19 protein-coding genes and 2 pseudogenes are annotated in these 17996 nt (G+C 35.5%); 15 read left to right on the forward strand and 6 right to left on the reverse strand.

Annotation, left to right across the window (positions count from 1 at the left end):
* From GFJ36_RS03430 to GFJ36_RS03455, 6 genes and pseudogenes are all read left to right on the forward strand, one after another.
* Positions 1-222 (forward strand): sulfurtransferase TusA family protein (locus GFJ36_RS03430; RefSeq protein WP_242015932.1); only part of this gene is annotated, 222 nt, incomplete at its 5' end.
* A 66-nt stretch (positions 223-288) separates the two neighbouring features.
* Positions 289-644: pseudogene (locus GFJ36_RS30040) on the forward strand (sulfurtransferase).
* Between the two features lie 4 nt (positions 645-648).
* On the forward strand, positions 649-1014 hold the full coding sequence (locus GFJ36_RS03440) for a rhodanese-like domain-containing protein (protein WP_000382694.1): 366 nt from the start codon (positions 649-651) through the stop codon (positions 1012-1014).
* A gap of 14 nt (positions 1015-1028) precedes the next feature.
* Positions 1029-1325, forward strand: a complete 297-nt coding sequence (locus GFJ36_RS03445; RefSeq protein ID WP_044796323.1) for a rhodanese-like domain-containing protein — start codon at positions 1029-1031, stop codon at positions 1323-1325.
* Between the two features lie 66 nt (positions 1326-1391).
* A complete protein-coding gene (locus GFJ36_RS03450) occupies positions 1392-1868 on the forward strand; it encodes a DsrE/DsrF/DrsH-like family protein (protein WP_087985805.1) in 477 nt (158 codons plus the stop codon).
* A 33-nt stretch (positions 1869-1901) separates the two neighbouring features.
* Positions 1902-2666, forward strand: a complete 765-nt coding sequence (locus GFJ36_RS03455) for a sulfite exporter TauE/SafE family protein (protein ID WP_087985804.1) — start codon at positions 1902-1904, stop codon at positions 2664-2666.
* A gap of 81 nt (positions 2667-2747) precedes the next feature.
* On the opposite strand, the gene GFJ36_RS03460 is transcribed toward GFJ36_RS03455, so the two are convergent.
* Both GFJ36_RS03460 and GFJ36_RS03465 read right to left on the reverse strand, forming a co-directional pair.
* Positions 2748-3188 carry a hypothetical protein gene (locus tag GFJ36_RS03460; RefSeq protein ID WP_000642361.1) on the reverse strand — a complete coding sequence of 147 codons (441 nt, stop codon included), beginning with the start codon at positions 3186-3188 and terminating at the stop codon, positions 2748-2750.
* Between the two features lie 148 nt (positions 3189-3336).
* Positions 3337-4545 (reverse strand): LCP family protein, encoded by a 1209-nt coding sequence (locus GFJ36_RS03465; RefSeq protein ID WP_157349457.1) that lies wholly within the window; start codon positions 4543-4545, stop codon positions 3337-3339.
* Positions 4546-4859: 314 nt separating this feature from the next.
* Here GFJ36_RS03465 and GFJ36_RS03470 point away from each other — a divergent pair, with 314 nt between their 5' ends.
* Positions 4860-5858 carry a YhdH/YhfP family quinone oxidoreductase gene (locus GFJ36_RS03470; protein WP_087985802.1) on the forward strand — a complete coding sequence of 333 codons (999 nt, stop codon included), beginning with the start codon at positions 4860-4862 and terminating at the stop codon, positions 5856-5858.
* Between the two features lie 34 nt (positions 5859-5892).
* Here the strand turns inward: GFJ36_RS03470 and GFJ36_RS03475 are convergent, their stop codons facing one another.
* The 3 genes from GFJ36_RS03475 to GFJ36_RS03490 form a co-directional block, all read right to left on the reverse strand.
* Entirely contained in the window at positions 5893-7548 is a 1656-nt protein-coding gene (locus tag GFJ36_RS03475) for a Na/Pi cotransporter family protein (protein ID WP_087985801.1), read from the reverse strand.
* Positions 7549-8059: 511 nt separating this feature from the next.
* Entirely contained in the window at positions 8060-9049 is a 990-nt protein-coding gene (locus GFJ36_RS03485; RefSeq protein WP_087985799.1) for an NAD(P)-dependent alcohol dehydrogenase, read from the reverse strand.
* A gap of 182 nt (positions 9050-9231) precedes the next feature.
* A complete protein-coding gene (locus tag GFJ36_RS03490; RefSeq protein ID WP_097891344.1) occupies positions 9232-10434 on the reverse strand; it encodes an MFS transporter in 1203 nt (400 codons plus the stop codon).
* Between the two features lie 319 nt (positions 10435-10753).
* On the opposite strand from GFJ36_RS03490, the gene GFJ36_RS03495 reads away from it, so the two are divergent.
* From GFJ36_RS03495 to GFJ36_RS28965, 8 genes and pseudogenes are all read left to right on the forward strand, one after another.
* A complete protein-coding gene (locus GFJ36_RS03495) occupies positions 10754-11842 on the forward strand; it encodes a DUF871 domain-containing protein (RefSeq protein WP_098649137.1) in 1089 nt (362 codons plus the stop codon).
* Between the two features lie 74 nt (positions 11843-11916).
* Positions 11917-13857, forward strand: a complete 1941-nt coding sequence (locus tag GFJ36_RS03500) for a BglG family transcription antiterminator (RefSeq protein WP_157349458.1) — start codon at positions 11917-11919, stop codon at positions 13855-13857.
* Positions 13858-13967: 110 nt separating this feature from the next.
* Entirely contained in the window at positions 13968-14288 is a 321-nt protein-coding gene (locus tag GFJ36_RS03505; RefSeq protein WP_087985795.1) for a PTS lactose/cellobiose transporter subunit IIA, read from the forward strand.
* Position 14289: 1 nt separating this feature from the next.
* Entirely contained in the window at positions 14290-14595 is a 306-nt protein-coding gene (locus GFJ36_RS03510; RefSeq protein WP_087985794.1) for a PTS sugar transporter subunit IIB, read from the forward strand.
* A gap of 79 nt (positions 14596-14674) precedes the next feature.
* Positions 14675-15985, forward strand: coding sequence for a PTS sugar transporter subunit IIC (locus GFJ36_RS03515; protein ID WP_002063903.1), 1311 nt, complete (start codon positions 14675-14677; stop codon positions 15983-15985).
* Complete coding sequence (locus GFJ36_RS03520) at positions 15961-16239, forward strand: hypothetical protein (protein WP_087985793.1); 279 nt, start codon at positions 15961-15963, stop codon at positions 16237-16239. Before GFJ36_RS03515 ends, GFJ36_RS03520 begins: the two co-directional genes overlap by 25 nt.
* On the forward strand, positions 16229-17314 hold the full coding sequence (locus GFJ36_RS03525) for a DUF871 domain-containing protein (RefSeq protein WP_087985792.1): 1086 nt from the start codon (positions 16229-16231) through the stop codon (positions 17312-17314). The genes GFJ36_RS03520 and GFJ36_RS03525 overlap by 11 nt, the downstream gene beginning before the upstream one ends.
* A gap of 80 nt (positions 17315-17394) precedes the next feature.
* A pseudogene (locus GFJ36_RS28965) lies at positions 17395-17517 on the forward strand (HEAT repeat domain-containing protein); the annotation flags it as partial.
* Positions 17518-17593: 76 nt separating this feature from the next.
* Here the strand turns inward: GFJ36_RS28965 and GFJ36_RS03530 are convergent.
* The coding region (locus tag GFJ36_RS03530) for a 3D domain-containing protein (RefSeq protein ID WP_194956661.1) at positions 17594-17996 on the reverse strand (403 nt) is incomplete at its 5' end.

Below are 17996 nucleotides of genomic sequence, written 5' to 3' on the forward strand. Positions count from 1 at the left end.
GTGAAAGAAGTATTAGATGTAAAAGGATTAGCATGTCCAATGCCAATTGTGAAAACAAAGAAGGCGATGGAAGCATTACAATCGGGGGAAGTGTTAGAAGTACACTTAACAGATAAAGGTGCGATTAAAGATATTCCAGCATGGTCACAAAAAGGCGGTCATGAAGTGTTAAAACACACGGAAGAATCTGGTGAATTAAAATTCTGGATCAAGAAAGCATAGCAGTTCAATAACAAGTGGAAGATTACATCCTCTGCTTATTATTGAAAGTAAAGAGGATAATCATATATGTTTTATATAGTTATATCTCTACTAGTATGGATGCTAGGAATTTTAGTAAAACGTTACATTCCGGTTTTAAACGTTGCATATATTTCGTTAGAACAAGTAAGGGAAATGGAAAGTGTTGTTGTAGATGTACGCAATTATACAGAGAGTCACAGTGATAACACTTCTAGAATTATGTGTATACCGTATGCGTATTTAAAACGGTATTATCATGAAATACCAAATAAGCCTTTGCATCTTATTGTTCATAATAAAGTGGATCGGAATTTAAGTGTTCGTTTTTTAAGAAAGGGTTCCATATTCAAAGCTATAGTATATATTTGGACGGGAAAAAAGCACAAAAGGAGTTTAAATAGTTTTATGGATGTAAAGACAATATTAAATGTAATCTTAATTGTACTTGTATCGTGGTTTATTATTTCTCGCTTCTTACCAGTTAGAGGAGTAAAAAATATTTCAGGAAAAGATTTAAAACGGATGATGGGGCAAAAGAATAAACAATTTATCGATGTACGTACAGTAGGTGAGTATAGAGGGAATCATATGAAAGGGTTTCAGAATATCCCATTAAATGAGTTAGCTAGTAAAGCAAATCAATTAGATAAAAATAAGGAAGTAATCGTTATTTGTCAGAGCGGGATGAGAAGTAAGCAAGCAGCAAAGGTATTAAAGAAATTAGGATTTCAGCACGTTATCAATGTTTCAGGCGGTATGAATGGTTTGTGAGGAGGAACTTTAAAATGAAAGAAATGACAGTAAAAGAATTAGAAGAAAAATTGTTACGTAAAGAAGCAGTCAATATCGTAGACGTACGTGAAGTAGAAGAAGTTGCCGAGGGGAAAATCCCAGAAGCATGTAATATTCCACTAGGGCTATTAGAGTTTCGTATGCATGAGTTGGATAAAAAGAAAGAATATATTATCGTTTGTCGTTCTGGCGGAAGAAGTGCACGAGCAGTTCAGTTTTTAGAAGGTTACGGTTTTCGAGTGGTTAATATGGTAGGTGGTATGTTAGCTTGGGAAGGTAAAGTAGAATAGAGCGAACATAAACGATTTTTTGTGAATTTTTAAATACCCCTATAGGTAATTCGGAGGAGAAAAAACATGGAACAGAAGAAAACAACAATCGTTTTATTTAGCGGAGATTATGATAAAGCAATGGCTGCTTATATTATTGCAAATGGTGCAGCGGCGTATGATCAAGAGGTAATTATTTTTCATACTTTTTGGGGATTAAATGCTTTAAGGAAAGATGAGCATGTGAAGGTGAAGAAAACTTTCATCGAAAAAGTATTTGGAAAGATGATGCCGCGTGGTGCTGACAAGATGGGATTATCAAAAATGAATTTTGCAGGTATGGGACCAAAGATGATTAAAGGTATTATGAAAAAACATAATGCGATGCCTTTACCAGATTTAATCGATTTGGCGAAAGAACAGGGGATTAAACTTGTCGCTTGTCAAATGACAGTAGATTTATTAGGGTTAAAAGAGGAAGAGATTATGGAAGGGGTAGAGTTTGCAGGAGTAGGAGCTTATTTAGCAGATGCTTCGGATGGGAATGTAAACTTATTCATTTAATTCATCTTCTTTCTAGAAGGGAGGGGATGTAAGATGAGCTTAGTCGTATTACTTTTTATAATTGGGTTTATAGGATCGTTTATATCAGGAATGGTTGGAATTGGCGGTGCGATCATTAATTATCCGATGATCTTATACATTCCGGTATTGCTAGGATTTACTGGTTATACATCTCATGAAGTGAGTGGTATTACAGCGGTTCAAGTATTCTTTGCAACTTTTGCAGGGGCATGGGCCTATCGGAAAAGTAATGATATGGATAAAACGCTAGTTGTGTATATGGGAGCTAGTATATTAATAGGAAGTTTCATAGGGAGTTTTGGTGCTAACGTATTAGCGGAACATACGGTCAATGTTGTTTATGCAGCGTTAGCAACAATAGCTGCTATTATGATGTTCGTACCGAAACGAAATAATGGTGATGAAGTAAAATATAATAAATGGTTAGCAAGTTTGTTAGCATTTATTGTAGGAGGCGCATCAGGTATTATAGGTGCTGGAGGTTCGTTCCTGTTAGTTCCGATTATGCTAGTTATTTTAAAATTGCCGTTACGTACAACAATAGCAACATCTATCGCTATTACGTTTATTTCCTCAGTAGGGATTACGACTGGAAAAGTGATAACTGGGCAAGTAGTTGTAATTCCAGCTCTTATTATCGCGATTGCAAGTATCTTTGCTGCGCCGCTTGGAGCACGAGTCGGGAAAAAGATCAATCAAAAAGCATTGCAATATATGTTATCGATTTTGATTGTAGGTACAGCTATTAAGATGTGGATTGATATGATATTGAAATAAAAGGATGGTGCTGCTTGCAGCTCATCCTTTTATTTATGCCGCTATTTGAAGGTAGTAAACGCCCGATTGGTGCAGGCTGATTTATGCCCAAATAACTTTCATTAAGTTTTTATATTCGTCATTTGCTAATTTATATAGCATTCTCGTATGTTCAAAGACAAGTGCTGGATTAAAGTTTGGTTCTGAGAATGCAAGCGATGCTGAAATATCAATTGCATTTTGCTTGTTTAATGTGAATTTTGCAAATCGATAAGATGTGTTTAATTCATTGATAACATGCAAAATATCATTTGTTGATGTTGCATCAGGTACGTGAGCAACATTGAAGCAGTATATATCCACAGTAGGATGTTCGTTTTGGAAAGCAGCGATAAGTTGAATTTTTGCGCCAGCTTCTGTTTCTAAGCCTACTGAAAAATGAACAGAACCATCATTTTCATCTATATTTTCTTCCATGTATATATCGTTGGATTTTAAGTAGTCTTTAAAATCTGAGATGTTATGTTTTACTGCAGCTTTCATATGTATGAGCCCCCTGATAATTGGAATAGATTGCTACTATTTATTATAATTTAAAAATATTAAAAAAGATAGTTAGAAAGTTCTGATTTTTGATTTAGAAGAAATAAAAAGAAGCAGTACTCTACCTCCATAGAGAACTGCTTCTTTTTTATTCATTGTCGTTAGACGATGTTTCTGTATCTTCACTGCTATTTTTATTCTTATTTTTCACTTCATTGTTACTTGATTCGCGTTCACTTGAATTTTCAGACTTAGATTCTTTTGTTTTCTCTGTGCTTGTTTTCTTCGAATCAGAGTCTGTTTTTGTATATGCAGGTAATCCAAGGTGAGCGCGAAGCCCGTTTGTTACATTTGCTAATTCTTTTTTATCTGGATTGTAGTAATATGTTCGGCCGCCGCCAGCAGATTTGCTACATGTATCGTCACCTTTTTCCATATAGCAGTCTTCACCTTGAATTTGTAATTTCTCAATTTCCGAATCCGATCCGTACTTATAGAATGAAAGCATATCATCGAATGTTAAGTTCGTAACGAATTGGCCGTTAATATCATCAATGATGTTACCAACTTTTGTTACAGATCCAACGCTTGTTAGTTTCTTTAAAATAGCTTCAATAACGAGCTGTTGGCGTTGTCCACGCATTGCATCACTATCGATGTGGCGCGTTCTAGCAAGGGCAAGAGCTTCTTCACTATTTAGCTTTTGAACACCTTTCTTCAGGTGAATCGCATCAGCAGTATCATTACTATCTTGTTCAGTAAATTCAACTGGTACATCGACTTCAATACCACCTAAATCGTCGACAATTTTCATAAATGACTTGAAGTTAAACTTTACAAAGTAATCAACGGGAACATTCATTAATTTTTCAACTGCATCAATGCTTGCTTGGGGTCCACCATCTTTTCCGTTTTTAGTAGAACCGTATGCATGAGCGTGTGTAATTTTATCTTTTTTCTTTTCCACTGGGATATAAGTATATGTATCTCGTGGAATACTTAATAGTTTTACAGTTTTGCTATCTTTATTAAACGTTGCAAGTAGTAGTGCATCCGTTCTTATAGCTTCTCCATATTCTTTCCCGCGGACATCGCTTTCATCAACACCCATGATTAAGACGGAGACGTTATTTGTGATAGGTTTTACAGCTTTATCACGTAAATCAGATTTATCACCGCGCGCTAAATCGTGTGCGGCATTTCGAACAGCAGAAGATGCTTTATTTACTAAAAACCAAGTATAACCGCCACCTATTATTAAAAAGAATAGAATAACGCTTATAATAATTTTTGTTTTTTTCCTACTTTTTTTCGGTTTACTGCCTGTATTTTCTTGCAAAGATGGGTTTTGCTCCATTTCCTGTACTCCTTCATTTGGATTGAAATACGACACTCACATCCACTTATTATAATGAAATTTGACGAAAAAAGACATTACAAATCATTTACATTTCGTAAAAATTCAATATATTTATAAAAAGTCAGATTTTCTATATTTTATTTTTCAGATGTAGAATAAGTATAAGTTGTTTTAGTGGAAATGAAAACATGTATTGTGAGAAAGTGATAGAGAAGTAAGATTTGTTGAAATATAGCCAAGAAGAAATGAGTAGGTTTACTTCTTTCTTCTATATAATAAAGAAGAAATTTACGGATAAAGGAGAGAGCATAATGAATCATACATCATTCCGAGCAATCGTTGTGAACGAAACAGAAAGTAAGCAGTTTGTAAGAAACGTTGTAGAGAGAGAAGTAAGTAGTTTACCTGAGGGAGACGTATTAATACAGGTTCATTATTCTTCATTAAATTATAAAGATGCTCTTTCAGCCACGGGTAATAAAGGTGTTACGAGAACATATCCTCATACGCCAGGGATTGATGCAGCGGGAGTGGTTGTGAGTAGTGCAGATGAAACCATTAAGGTAGGAGACCAAGTTATTGTAACGGGATATGATTTAGGTATGAATACTTCTGGTGGTTTCGGAGAATATATTCGCGTGCCAGCATCTTGGATCACCCCTTTACCAGAGGGAATGTCATTAAAGGAAAGTATGATGTACGGGACAGCAGGTTTTACAGCTGCTTTATCAGTATATAAGCTTATTGGAGCAGGCATAACGCCTAGTATGGGAGATGTTTTAGTAACGGGTGCCACAGGCGGCGTAGGGAGTGTAGCTGTTAGTATTTTAAGTAAGCTAGGATTTAACGTAGTAGGAGCGACAGGGAAAATGGAAGAGGAAGAGATGCTACTACGTCTGGGAGCGAAACAAGTGATTCATCGTACGGAGTTGAATGATGAATCAGGAAGACCAATGTTAAAAGGGATATACGCCGGGGTTATCGATACTGTAGGTGGACATACGCTAGAAACCGCTTTAAAAACGGTAAAGTATGGTGGTTGTGTAACGACGTGCGGTAATGTGGCAGGACAAGAATTGCAAACAACGGTATATCCGTTTATTTTGCGAGGCATAAGCCTTTTAGGAATCGACTCTGTGCAATGCCCAGTGGATGTGAGAAGAGATGTGTGGACGCTTTTAGCAAGTGAATGGGAAAATAAAGAGCTACTATCTTATACAGAAGAATGTACATTAGAAGAGTTAGATGAAAAGTTTACACTTATATTGCAAGGAAAGTTAAAAGGAAGAACTGTTGTAAATATGAAATAAGAAAAGAGACGCTTACATTAGCGTCTCTTTCTTATTATAATGATTGTTTTAAATTGACTTTACCTTGTTCACCTAAAACACCATCAGCAATATTTACAGCGTGATCACCGATACGTTCTAAGTTGCTTACCATATCAACGTAGATGATACTTGCATCACCTGAACAGCTACGTTCGTTTAGGCGTAATACGTGACGTTTACGAAGAACACGTTCCATTTGGTCAATTTTACGTTCTTTTGCAATAACCGTTTGAGCTAGTTCAGTGTCGAAGTTAGTTAAAGCATTGATTGCATCTTGTAATGTTGAAATTGTTAACTCAAGCATTTCATTTAGTTCAGCTAGTGCTTCGTCTGATAGTGAAACACGGTTTGAAATTTGGAAATCTACAAGTTCTACAAGGTTTTCTACATGATCACCGACACGTTCAATATCTCCAACGACACCTGCTAGAACTGAATGCTTTTCGGAGTCTGTTGGTGAAAGTGGTTTTTCTGATAGTAAGACTAAATACTCGATAATTTTTTTATCTAAATTGTTAATAGCTCCTTCTAATTGAGTAGCCATATCAGCATGTTTTTTATCTTGTGTGTTTAAAAATTGATTTGCTTCTTTTAGTCCATCTAATGAAAACTCAGCCATACGGATAATTTCTTTTTGAGCTTCTGTTAAAGCAATGGCTGGAGATTGTTCAATAAAGATTGGATTTAAATGTTGCGGTTTGAAGTTAATAGATGAATCTTCACCACGGATGATTTTTGTTACAATCCAGGCTAATACTGCAATGAATGGGAACTGAATGATTGTATTCGTTACGTTAAACGTTCCGTGTGCAAATGCAATTGTCATTTCTGGATTTAAGTTTAATGACGTTTGGAAATACTGAATTAAACTTGTAAAAGGTACTAATAAAATCGTAAAGATGATTGTACCAACGATATTAAAGATAACGTGAACTAATGCAGCACGTCTTGCGGCAATTGAAGTACCGATTGCTGCTAATACTGCTGTAATTGTCGTACCGATGTTATCACCGAACAATACAGGAAGCGAAGCTTTTAAATCGATTGCGCCTTGACCGAATAGTTCTTGTAAAATACCGATTGTTGCGCTTGAACTTTGTACAATTAAAGTGAAAACTGTACCGACCACAATACCTAAAATTGGATTATCACTCATGCTAATCATTAATTCTTGGAATGATTCTAAAGAGCGAAGAGGCTTCATACCTGTGCTCATTAATTCTAAACCGAAGAATAACATACCAAAACCGAATATAACTTGTCCGAAAGAATGTACTTTTTTATTTTTAAAGAAGAATAGTAAGATAGCTCCAACTGCCATAATTGGAAGTGCGTATTCTCCGATTTTAATTCCGATAATAAATGCAGTAACTGTCGTTCCGATGTTTGCACCCATTATAACACCGATTGCTTGTCTTAATGTCATAAATCCGGCACTTACAAGTCCGACTGTTAAAGCGGTTGTTCCTGAACTTGATTGGATTAATACAGTAACTAACATACCCGCTAGTACACCCATAAGTGGGTTTGTTGTAAAGCGATCTAAAATATCGCGAAGACGATCTCCAGCTGCTTGTTGCAGTCCATCGCCCATGTATTTAATACCGAATAAGAAAATACCTAATCCACCAATGAACTGGAAGATCATATCTTGAATATTGTATTCCACGCATTCCACTCCTTAAATTTCATGTACGATGTAATTATTAACTAAACCTTGAGGCACTGTAAACGATTTATCAGTAAAATTTACACTAAATTTACAAAGTGATAAAAAGTTTACAAACCTTTAAAGAAACACCTGGATTTAATTGGTTTTTTAGATGATATATCTAATCTGTTTGTAAAGAAGTCACATTTGTCACACTATTTATTGATAGTAAAAATAGGTGAAGGGAAACTACCCAATTGGGTGTGCGGATTGGAATTTTATTTTGTTATGATGATGGTTCTTTGCATATTTTTTGATTAAATTTAGAAAAATATGTAGGGAAACGGGGGAGGTTTGAAATGGATTTATTTAATGAAAGTAAAAAACGATTAAATTATTTTAAACTGTTTTCTTTTGAGAGGCTCGCAACAATAAAAAAGAGCAATTCGCATATGAATTTGCTCTGCCTTTTTATGTTAAAAACTTTCGGTGCCTTGCATTTTAACAATTATGCAAAGTGTTTTTTCTTTTATTTAGAATCGTCATTATGCTCCATAGTTATGACGACATTTCCCCTCTTATGTCCTTTTTCAGCATATATGTGAGCTTCAATAATTTCCTCAAAAGTGTATTGCCTATCAATGACCACTTTTATTTTACCGTCCTCAACAAGTTCTTTAAGGAAATTTAATGCTTCGGAAGTTTCAGGTGCGTTTTGACTTAATATGAGTTTCACGCGACTTGTCAATTTAGTCCAGAACATTTGAGCACTTGGTAACGGTTCAACAATATTTATATAGGTACCATCTTCCTTTAACATTTTAATACACTCTGAAAAGGAGCTCCTGTTTACCGCTTCAAAGATAACATCATAAGTTTCGTCTGTAGTAGAAAAATTTTTTGTGGTGTAATCAATTACTTCGTCAGCTCCTAGAGATTTGACCAATTCTAAATTGGAGCTACTGCACACACCTGTAACTGTTGCGCCGAAATACTTGGAAATTTGTACTGCATAACTTCCGACACTTCCAGAAGCTCCGTAAATAAGAATGTTTTGACCGCTTTGAACGTTAGCTTTCCTAAGGAAAAATAAAGCTGTACGTGCTCCAATTGGGATGGCTGCGGCTTCTTCATAGGATATATTGGAGGGCTTCATGCACACTGCTCCAACTTCAGGTAGACAAATATACTCAGCATAAGAACCAAAATTTACTTGGGTAGCTGCAAAAACTTGGTCTCCTTTTTTAAATCGTGTGACGTCTTTTCCTACTGATTCAACTTCACCAGCCAATTCCATTCCAAGTATTTGTTTTTTCGGTTGCTTAAAGCCAAGTGCGATTCGAGCGGGTAGCCAAACAGAAGAGGGAACCGTAAAACTTCGTGAGCGAATATCTCCTGCTGTTACGGTTGTCGCTTTTATTTTTACTAGTATTTCATTGTCCTTAGGAGCAGGTTTTTCTATCTCTTTCAGTTGAAGAACGTCGGGGAGACCGTATTCTGTATATACTATTGCTTTCATTAATATTTCCTCCAATTCGTTCTATATGTTAATATCATACGAACAACATGAATAAATAGAACAGCGGTTCACTCTTCAATACAATGCAAAAAGCAGTGTGATTTTTTAGGAATCCACTGCTTTTTACAAATGTGTATACATGATTTTTTGGTCCAAGTACTTCGAAAAAGAACCCATTAGCATTACCCAACGGCTTTTTCTTTTGTTTTATCCCCTTGTTTTTGCTTCCGTAAGCTTGTGATGTAAATGAAAAGAAAAGCGATAAGTAATAGAGAGGAATATCGATATACAGTTGCATAGTTGGTAAAGTGTGCAATGAATCCAAATATAATTGCGCCAGCGCCAATGCCGAGGTCAAATGCTGAGAAGAATGTAGCTGTTGCGACTCCTCGTCGGTGTGGTGCTACTCGGTCGATCATCCATGCTTGTAGTGCAGGTTGAATCGCTCCAAAACCACTTCCGTAGCATGCTGCTGCAATAATTAAACTCGGAATTGTAGTTGTATACGACAATAAAATAATACCTGTAAACGTAATGATAACCCCTGGAATAATAACGAATGCATGACCTTTCGCATCGTATAACTTTCCAGAAAACGGACGAGTGACAGCGATTGCAAGTGCATTAAATAAGAAGAAGAGGCTTATATCAGCAATTCCGACTTCCGTAGCAAATAATGTAATAAAGCTCCCGATTCCGCCGTACATTAATGTAATACATAATATTAATAATGAAGGAAGTAAAGCTTTGCGCTCAATAAATCCATCGAGAAAAGTACCAGATGTTTGCTGTGGTGGTTGCGGCGATTTTTTGATTTGAAGTAGTTTCGTTAATATTAATGAAACAATTGTACATGAAAGTGCACATAAAAAAAGAATCGTGAAGTTATATGTTTGCATGAGCCAAAGTCCGATAAGTGGACCGAGCGCCATTGCAATCGTTCCAGAAAGACCGAAATATCCCATGCCTTCGCCGCGACGAGCTTGCGGAATTAAATCTGAAACGACAGTTCCATATGTAGTCGTTGTAATACCAAAGCCAGCTCCGTGTAAAATTCGAACGGCAAGCAATAGGAAGACGGTTGAAGCGAAAAGATAACTACCCATAGCGAGTAAACAAATAGCAGTACCGATCATTAAAATGATTTTTTTGTTGAATTTTTGCAAGGCGTTTCCAGTCAGTGGTCGAACAAAAAGTGCCGCCACGGTAAACATGCCTACAACAAATCCGATATTAGAACTTGTGCCGCCAATTTCTTTCACATAAACAGGTAAAGTAGGAATTAACATTTGAAACCCTAAAAACATACATAAGTTTGCAAAAATTAAAGCGACAAACTCTTTCGTCCATAACGATTCTCGTTTTACGAGTATTGCTTCTCCCATATATTCATCCCCTATATAAAATTTTCTCTTTTCTTTCGAGTATATGTATTGGTCAATGTAACAGTCAAGGAAGGTGCCTTGAAAACGTATAACAATTTTTGCGGTGGAAAAACTGACAAATTTGTGTAAAAGCTACACAACTATGAAAAAAAGTTGTAAAGTATAGATGTATAGACTTGTAGTTGTTATGAATGATAGAAATTGTTTTTTCTTTAAAGAAAGCGGATTCAAAAATTAGTGAATGAGAAGGGGAAATATACTTTTTCACTACATATATTTGAAAAGGTTTACAAAACAATGAAGAAAGAGGCGTGTACATATGAGACGATTAGGTATTTCTATTTATCCAGAACATTCAACAGTAGAGAAAGATAAGGAATATTTAACATTAGCAAGTAAATACGGATTTAATCGTGTATTCACATGCTTATTGTCTGTAGATGGAGAAAAAGAGAAAATTATAGAAGAGTTTAAAGAAACCATCTCTCATGCAAATGCATTAGGGTTCCAAGTATTAGTTGATATTAGTCCGTCTGTTTTTACACAATTAGGTATTTCATATAATGATTTATCTTTCTTCCATGAGTTAGGAGCGTACGGCATTCGTTTAGATGTCGGTTTCTCTGGTTTAGAAGAATCGATTATGACTTACAATCCATACGGCTTAAAAATTGAAATTAATATGAGTAACGGTACGAAATATGTAGATAACATTATGAGCCATAGACCAAATCGTGAAAATTTAATTGGTTGCCATAATTTTTATCCGCATCGTTATTCAGGATTATCATACGATCATTTCATTAAATGCTCGAAACAATTTAAAAATTACGGTATGAGAACGGCTGCGTTTATATCATCATTTGATGCAACATACGGACCTTGGCCAGTAACAGAAGGGTTATGTACGTTAGAGCAGCATCGTGAATTACCGATGACAACACAAGCGAAGCATTTATTTGCGACAGAATTAATTGATGATGTTATTATTGCGAACGCGTATGCATCAGAAGAAGAATTACAAGCACTAGGTGCATTAAATAAAGAGAAACAAACATTTGATATAGGATTATATGATACAACAACAGAACTAGAAAAAATTATCGTATTAGACGAGCCTCATTTTTACCGCGGAGATGTATCTGAATATATGATTCGCTCGACACAAAGTCGTGTGAAATATAAGAAAGAAGAGTTCAAACCGCATAATACACGCGGAATTAAACGCGGTGATCTTTTAATTGATAATGAACAGTATGGTCAATATAAAGGTGAATTACAAATTGCGTTAAAAGATATGGTGAACACAGGAAAAACAAATGTAGTTGGCCGAATTGTAGAAGAAGAAATTTTCTTATTAGATTATTTACAAGCATGGGATAAATTCGGATTTACATTAAAGAAATAGATAAAATGAAAAAGGAAAAAACTACTGACCTCAGCAGCTTTTTCCTTTTTATATATATTGTGAGAGGAAGAGCTATGACAAAAGTGCATCAGCGATTAATTTCTATTTTAGAGGAGTTTTTAGAAGAGAAGTCGATGTTAAATCGAGCTTTTTTAGCGAGCCGTTTACATGTATCAACGAAGACGATTCAAAAAGATATAAAATTATTAAATGATATATTGGAAGAAAACGGGGCGAAAATTGAATCGCAAAGAGGAACTGGATACGAACTAGAAATTATACAAACGAAGAAGTTTGAAGAGTTTTGCTTGAGTCTATTTCAAAAACAGACGGAAAAGATCCCAACTTCTTATGAAGAAAGGATAGCGTACATTCTGCAACGTATTGTAACGACAGAGGGGTATGTGAAGCTTTCACAGTTAGCAGAGGAGATTTATGTAAGTAAATCGACTGTAAATTTAATTATGAAAGATGTGACAGATATATGTGGTCGCTATCAATTACAAATTGAAAAGAGACCGTATTATGGTATACGTATTGTGGGAGAGGAGTTTCATATTCGGTCTTGTTTATCACAATATGGTTTACCGCGCTATGATCATACTCCGTTTCATGAGCAATTTGAGCAGAGGGATACATATTTATCGTTACCTCATATACCGCTTATCCGTTCGGTTATATTAAAGTATATCGAGGGAGGAACGATATATTTATCAGATATAGAAATTGATAATTTAGTCATTCATATTGCAATTGCAATAAGGCGTTGTGAAGATCAACATTATATGAAAGGACTGAATGCAGAGCAATCAGAACTTATCATAAAGAAAGAATATACAATTGCGAAACAGATTGTAGGAGATTTAGAGAAAGAGTTGCATCTTTCATTTCCAGAAGAAGAAGTTTTATATGTGACGATGCATTTATTGAGTACTGCTGTTACAGCGAGAGATCGTTATGAAAATGTGGAAGAACTATTAGGGAAAGATCTATATGCATTTATGCAACATATTCTTTTTAAAGTAGCGGAAGAACGGAATCTTATTTTTTATTATGATGAAGAATTATTATTTGGTTTTGGTGTTCATTTAAAAACGTTATTAAACCGTTTGAAGTATAAGTTAAATACGAGAAATCCTCTATTGGCAGAAGTGAAAAAGAATTATCCGTATGCTTTTGAAATTGCGGTTCTCGTAGGAGATATAATTGGTGAATATACGGGAGAATCGATTCCGGAAAGTGAAATTGGTTATATTGCGATTCACTTTGGCGGAGCGATGAGTCGTTTACAGGAACAGAATCAAAAGAAAAGATGTTTACTAGTTTGTGCGACTGGTCAAGGAAGCGCCCAGCTATTGAAATATAAAATTTTATCACAGTTCCGAGATAAATTAGAGATTGTAGGGATTACAGGTTATTATCAATTGAAAGTGGAAGACCTTTATAAAGATAAAATAGATTGTATTATTAGTACGATTCATATACCGAGTGGTTTGCCTGTTCCAGTTATAAAAGTGAACTCAATATTTGATGATAAAGAAATTAAGTCCATCGGTCAGCAGTTGTTTACGCATGTGAATACTAGTGTACAGCAGTATATAAAGGAAGATTTGATCTTTTTAAATCATAGCGCTTCTACGAAAGAAGAGGTTATCCAATTTTTATGTGAGAAAGCCGCTGAGAAAAACTATGTACCAGAAAACTTTTATGATTCTGTTATGGAAAGAGAGAATACATCTCCTACAGCCGTTGGGAATTTAGTTGCAATTCCACATCCGATGCAGTTATTAAGTGAGAAAACATTTTTGCTGTTTTGTACACTTAATAAAGCGGTTGACTGGGGAGATAAGAAAGTACAAGTTATTATTTTATTTAGTGTAAAGCGCAATAATAATGAAGATTTACAAAAGCTTTATGATTTTTTATATGATATTATGTCTAGTCAGCATACGATAGAAAAATTAACTCAGTCTGGAATGATTGAAGAATTTCAAGAGATTTTACTATCGTTTTGAAAAAGTATATAAAAACTTCCGTTACACAACGGAAGTTTTTTATGTTTAATTGTATGCGTTTTCATAATAAGATAACAATATAGAAAAAAGATAGCTTGGGGGAATTTAAAATGACTGATATGCAAACTTCATTTGCATTAATTTTACATGGTGGCAATGCGAGAAGCGCGGCGCTTGAAGCAATTGCTTTTGCAAGACAAGGAGATTTTGAGAATGCGAGTGAAAAGATGACACTTGCTAGTGAAGAGATTTCAGCAGCTCATCGCATTCAAACAGACTTAATTCAAGAAGAAGCAAGAGGAAATCATGCAGAAATCAGTTTACTGTTAGTGCATGCACAAGATCATTTAATGAATGCAATTACAGTGAAAGAACTTGCTGAAGAATTTATCACTCTTCATAAACGAGTAGAAGAGAAAGTGACAGTATAAGATGTACATTTTATTATGTTGTGCAGCAGGCATGTCAACGAGTATGGTCGTAAGAAAAATGCAAGAAGAGGCAATGAAACAAGGGAAGGATTATAAAATTAAAGCAGTTGATTCAGAACTTGTAAAACTGGAAATAAAAAATGCTGATGTTGTTTTAATCGGGCCACAGGTGAAGTATTTGTTTCCAGCGGTACAGTTTCTTGCGAAATCATACGATATACCGGTTGCAATAATAGAACAAAGAGATTATGGCATTTGTGACGGTTTAAAAGTACTGAAACAAGCAGAACAATTAGTTTTAGCATAAATATATTTTTTTAAATATAAACATTATAATGTTATAACTTTTTGTCCTTACGTAGTAAAGAGAAAGAGGAGGGATATTGATGAATGGTTTTATGAGTTTTATGGAACAAAAGATTATGCCAACAACGCAAAAGATTGCAGGACAACGACATTTATTAGCAATTCGAAACGGAGTTATTTCTACATTGCCGTTAACGATTGTCGGATCATTTTTCGTTATCTTTTTAAATTTACCAATTGATGCGTATATGGAATGGATTGCACCATTTCGCCATATTTTAGATATTCCATTCCGGTTTACAGTAGGTTTAATGGCGTTATACGCAGCATTTGGGGTAGGAGCTTCACTCGCAAACTTTTATCAGCTCAATCAGTTAAGTGCAGGGTTGTTATCTGTACTCGCCTTTTTACTAGCATCAGTTGAACCAATTCAAATTACGAAAGCTGTACCAGGTGTTATTGATGCAGGAAGATACATTTCAGTAGGAACATTAAGTGCAACGTCTTTATTCGGCGCAATTGTTACAGCATTAATTGCAGTAGAAATTTATCACTTTATGATTAAGCATAATATCTCGATTAAATTACCAGATAGTGTACCACCAGCAGTTGCAAACTCGTTTGCAGCATTAATTCCAACTTTAGTCGTTATTCTTTTATTCTGGGGTATTCGTTACGGTTTAAAATTCGATGTGAATACAACAATCACATATTTAATCGCACCACTAAAATCAGTATTAGTAGGAAATAATTTATTCGGCGGTTTATTAACAGTATTCTTAATCGTGTTCTTCTGGTCATTCGGTATACATGGCCCAGCGATTTTAGGACCAATCATTCGTCCGATGTGGGATTCAGCAATTCTTGAAAATATGGAAGTATTCACAGCTACAGGAAATGCACATCAATTACCAAACTTATTTACAGAGCAATTTATTCAATGGTTCGTATGGATCGGTGGATCAGGCTCAACTTTAGCTTTAGTTATTATGTTTATGTTCTCTAAATCTAAATTCCTAAAAGAGTTAGGTAGATTATCATTCGTGCCAGGTTTATTCAATATTAACGAACCGATTATTTTCGGGGCACCAATTGTAATGAACCCAATCTTAATTATTCCATTCGTTATAACACCGTTAGTTACAACGACAGTATCATATTTCGCAGTTGTTTCAGGCATGATTCCGCTCATGATGGCGAAACTGCCATTTACGATGTTAGCACCAATTGCAGCGATTATTAGTACGGACTGGACAATTATGGCTGGTGTACTTGTACTTATTAACTTTGTTATCTCATTCGTTATTTACTATCCATTCTTCAAAATGTATGAGAAACAACAATTAGCAGGAGAGGAGAAAACAGAATGCTCGGAGCAATTATCATCTTAATTACATTTGTAGCGGGGCAGTTTATTGCACATTATTCAAAATGGGTACAAAGTAAATCTTTATTAGTGTTACTACTCGTATCAATTGTATTTATCGGTAGTTCAATGGGTGCATATGTAATGCTAAGCTTACAATCACCGTACGTAATTATTGTACCAACGATTTTATGTGCAACATGTTTATCTGCAAAATATAGATTTACGAGCATGGCATTAATACAACGTGTGAAGGAGATGCAAAAGCATGGAGCGTAAATTAGGAATTTCACTTTATCCAGAGCATTCAACGAAAGAACAAGATATGGCATACATTTCGGCAGCGGCACGCCACGGTTTTTCAAGAATATTCACATGTCTATTATCTGTGAATCGTCCAAAAGAAGAAATTGTAGCTGAATTTAAAGAAATTATTAATCATGCAAAAGATAACAATATGGAAGTTATTTTAGATGTAGCTCCGGCAGTATTCGATCAACTTAGTATTAGCTATAGTGATCTATCATTCTTTGCAGAGTTAGGTGCAGACGGTATTCGTTTAGATCTAGGATTTGACGGATTAACAGAAGCAAAAATGACGAATAATCCGTACGGCTTAAAAATTGAACTAAACGTAAGTAACGATATTGCATACTTAGAGAATATCCTTTCGCATCAGGCGAATAAACCAGCTTTAATTGGCTGTCATAACTTTTATCCGCAAAAATTCACTGGTCTTCCGTATGATTATTTCATTCGCTGTAGTGAACGCTTTAAAAAGCATGGCATTCGCACGGCAGCGTTTATTACGTCACATGCAGCTAACATCGGTCCATGGGATATTAATGACGGATTATGTACGTTAGAAGAGCATCGTAACTTACCGATTGAAGTACAAGCGAAACATTTATGGGCGACAGGGCTTATTGATGACGTTATTATTGGAAATGCTTACGCGAGTGAAGAAGAGTTAGAGAAACTAGGAAACTTAAATCGTTACATGTTACAGCTGAAAGTACACTTTGTAGACGAAGCGACTGAAGTAGAAAAGAGAGCCACGCTGCAAGAATTACATGTAAGGCGCGGTGACATAACAGAATACATGGTACGTTCTACAGAAGTGCGTAAAAAGTACAAAGACTATGACTTCCCAGTGCGCGAAAGTGTATTACAGGAAAGAGGGCAAGTTGTAATTGGTAACAACTCGTTTGGTAAGTATAAAGGTGAACTACAAATCATTCTAAAAGAAATGCCGATAGATGAACGGAAAAATATTGTCGGTACAATTGCAGAAGAAGAGTTATTCTTACTAGATTATGTAGGAGCTTGGACGCAGTTTACTTGTGTGGAATAGGGAAGGGCAGGAGAGGATGCTATGGCATCCTCTTTTTTTTGTGAAATTATATAGAATGCAAAGAGATAGATTTAATTTGGACGGGAGAGAAGGAGATTGTCATCGCTCTTCGTTTTTTACCTAAGTTTGTTAATCATGAAGAAGTTTTAAAGGCGTTTGATAAAGTATATAAAAACCGAGGGAACTTATTTATGTCAGAGTGAAAGTTTCAAGAGAAAGTTAGAATGTGAGAATCAAAAAAAGAGTCAGCCTCAATGAGACTGACTCTTTTTATACGAACTAGTTTAATACTTTAACTGTAACTGTTTTACGTCCCCAGTTACTAGATGTACCTTTATCAGGCATTAAAACGTCGATTTTATTTCCTTTAATAGCTCCACCAGTATCACCAGCGATTGCTACTCCGTAACCTTCAACCCATACTTTTGAACCTAATGGAATGACACTTGGATCAACTGCAATTAGTTTCATGTTTGGGTTAGCTGTTAAGTTGTGACCTAAAGCTGATTTTACTTGGTCGCCTGCTTTATAACCATTTTCAAGTGGATCTGCTGTGTAAGCTGTTGCTACAACGCGTAGTTCACGAGAAGATGATGGTGCACTTGTTTCAGTTTCTTTTGCAACAGGTTGTTGTGTAGCAGGTTTTTGAGCTTTAGCCGCTTCACGAGCTTCAGCTGCTTCT

The organism is Bacillus sp. EE-W1, from assembly GCF_009760835.1.
Classification (GTDB): domain Bacteria; phylum Bacillota; class Bacilli; order Bacillales; family Bacillaceae_G; genus Bacillus_A; species Bacillus_A wiedmannii.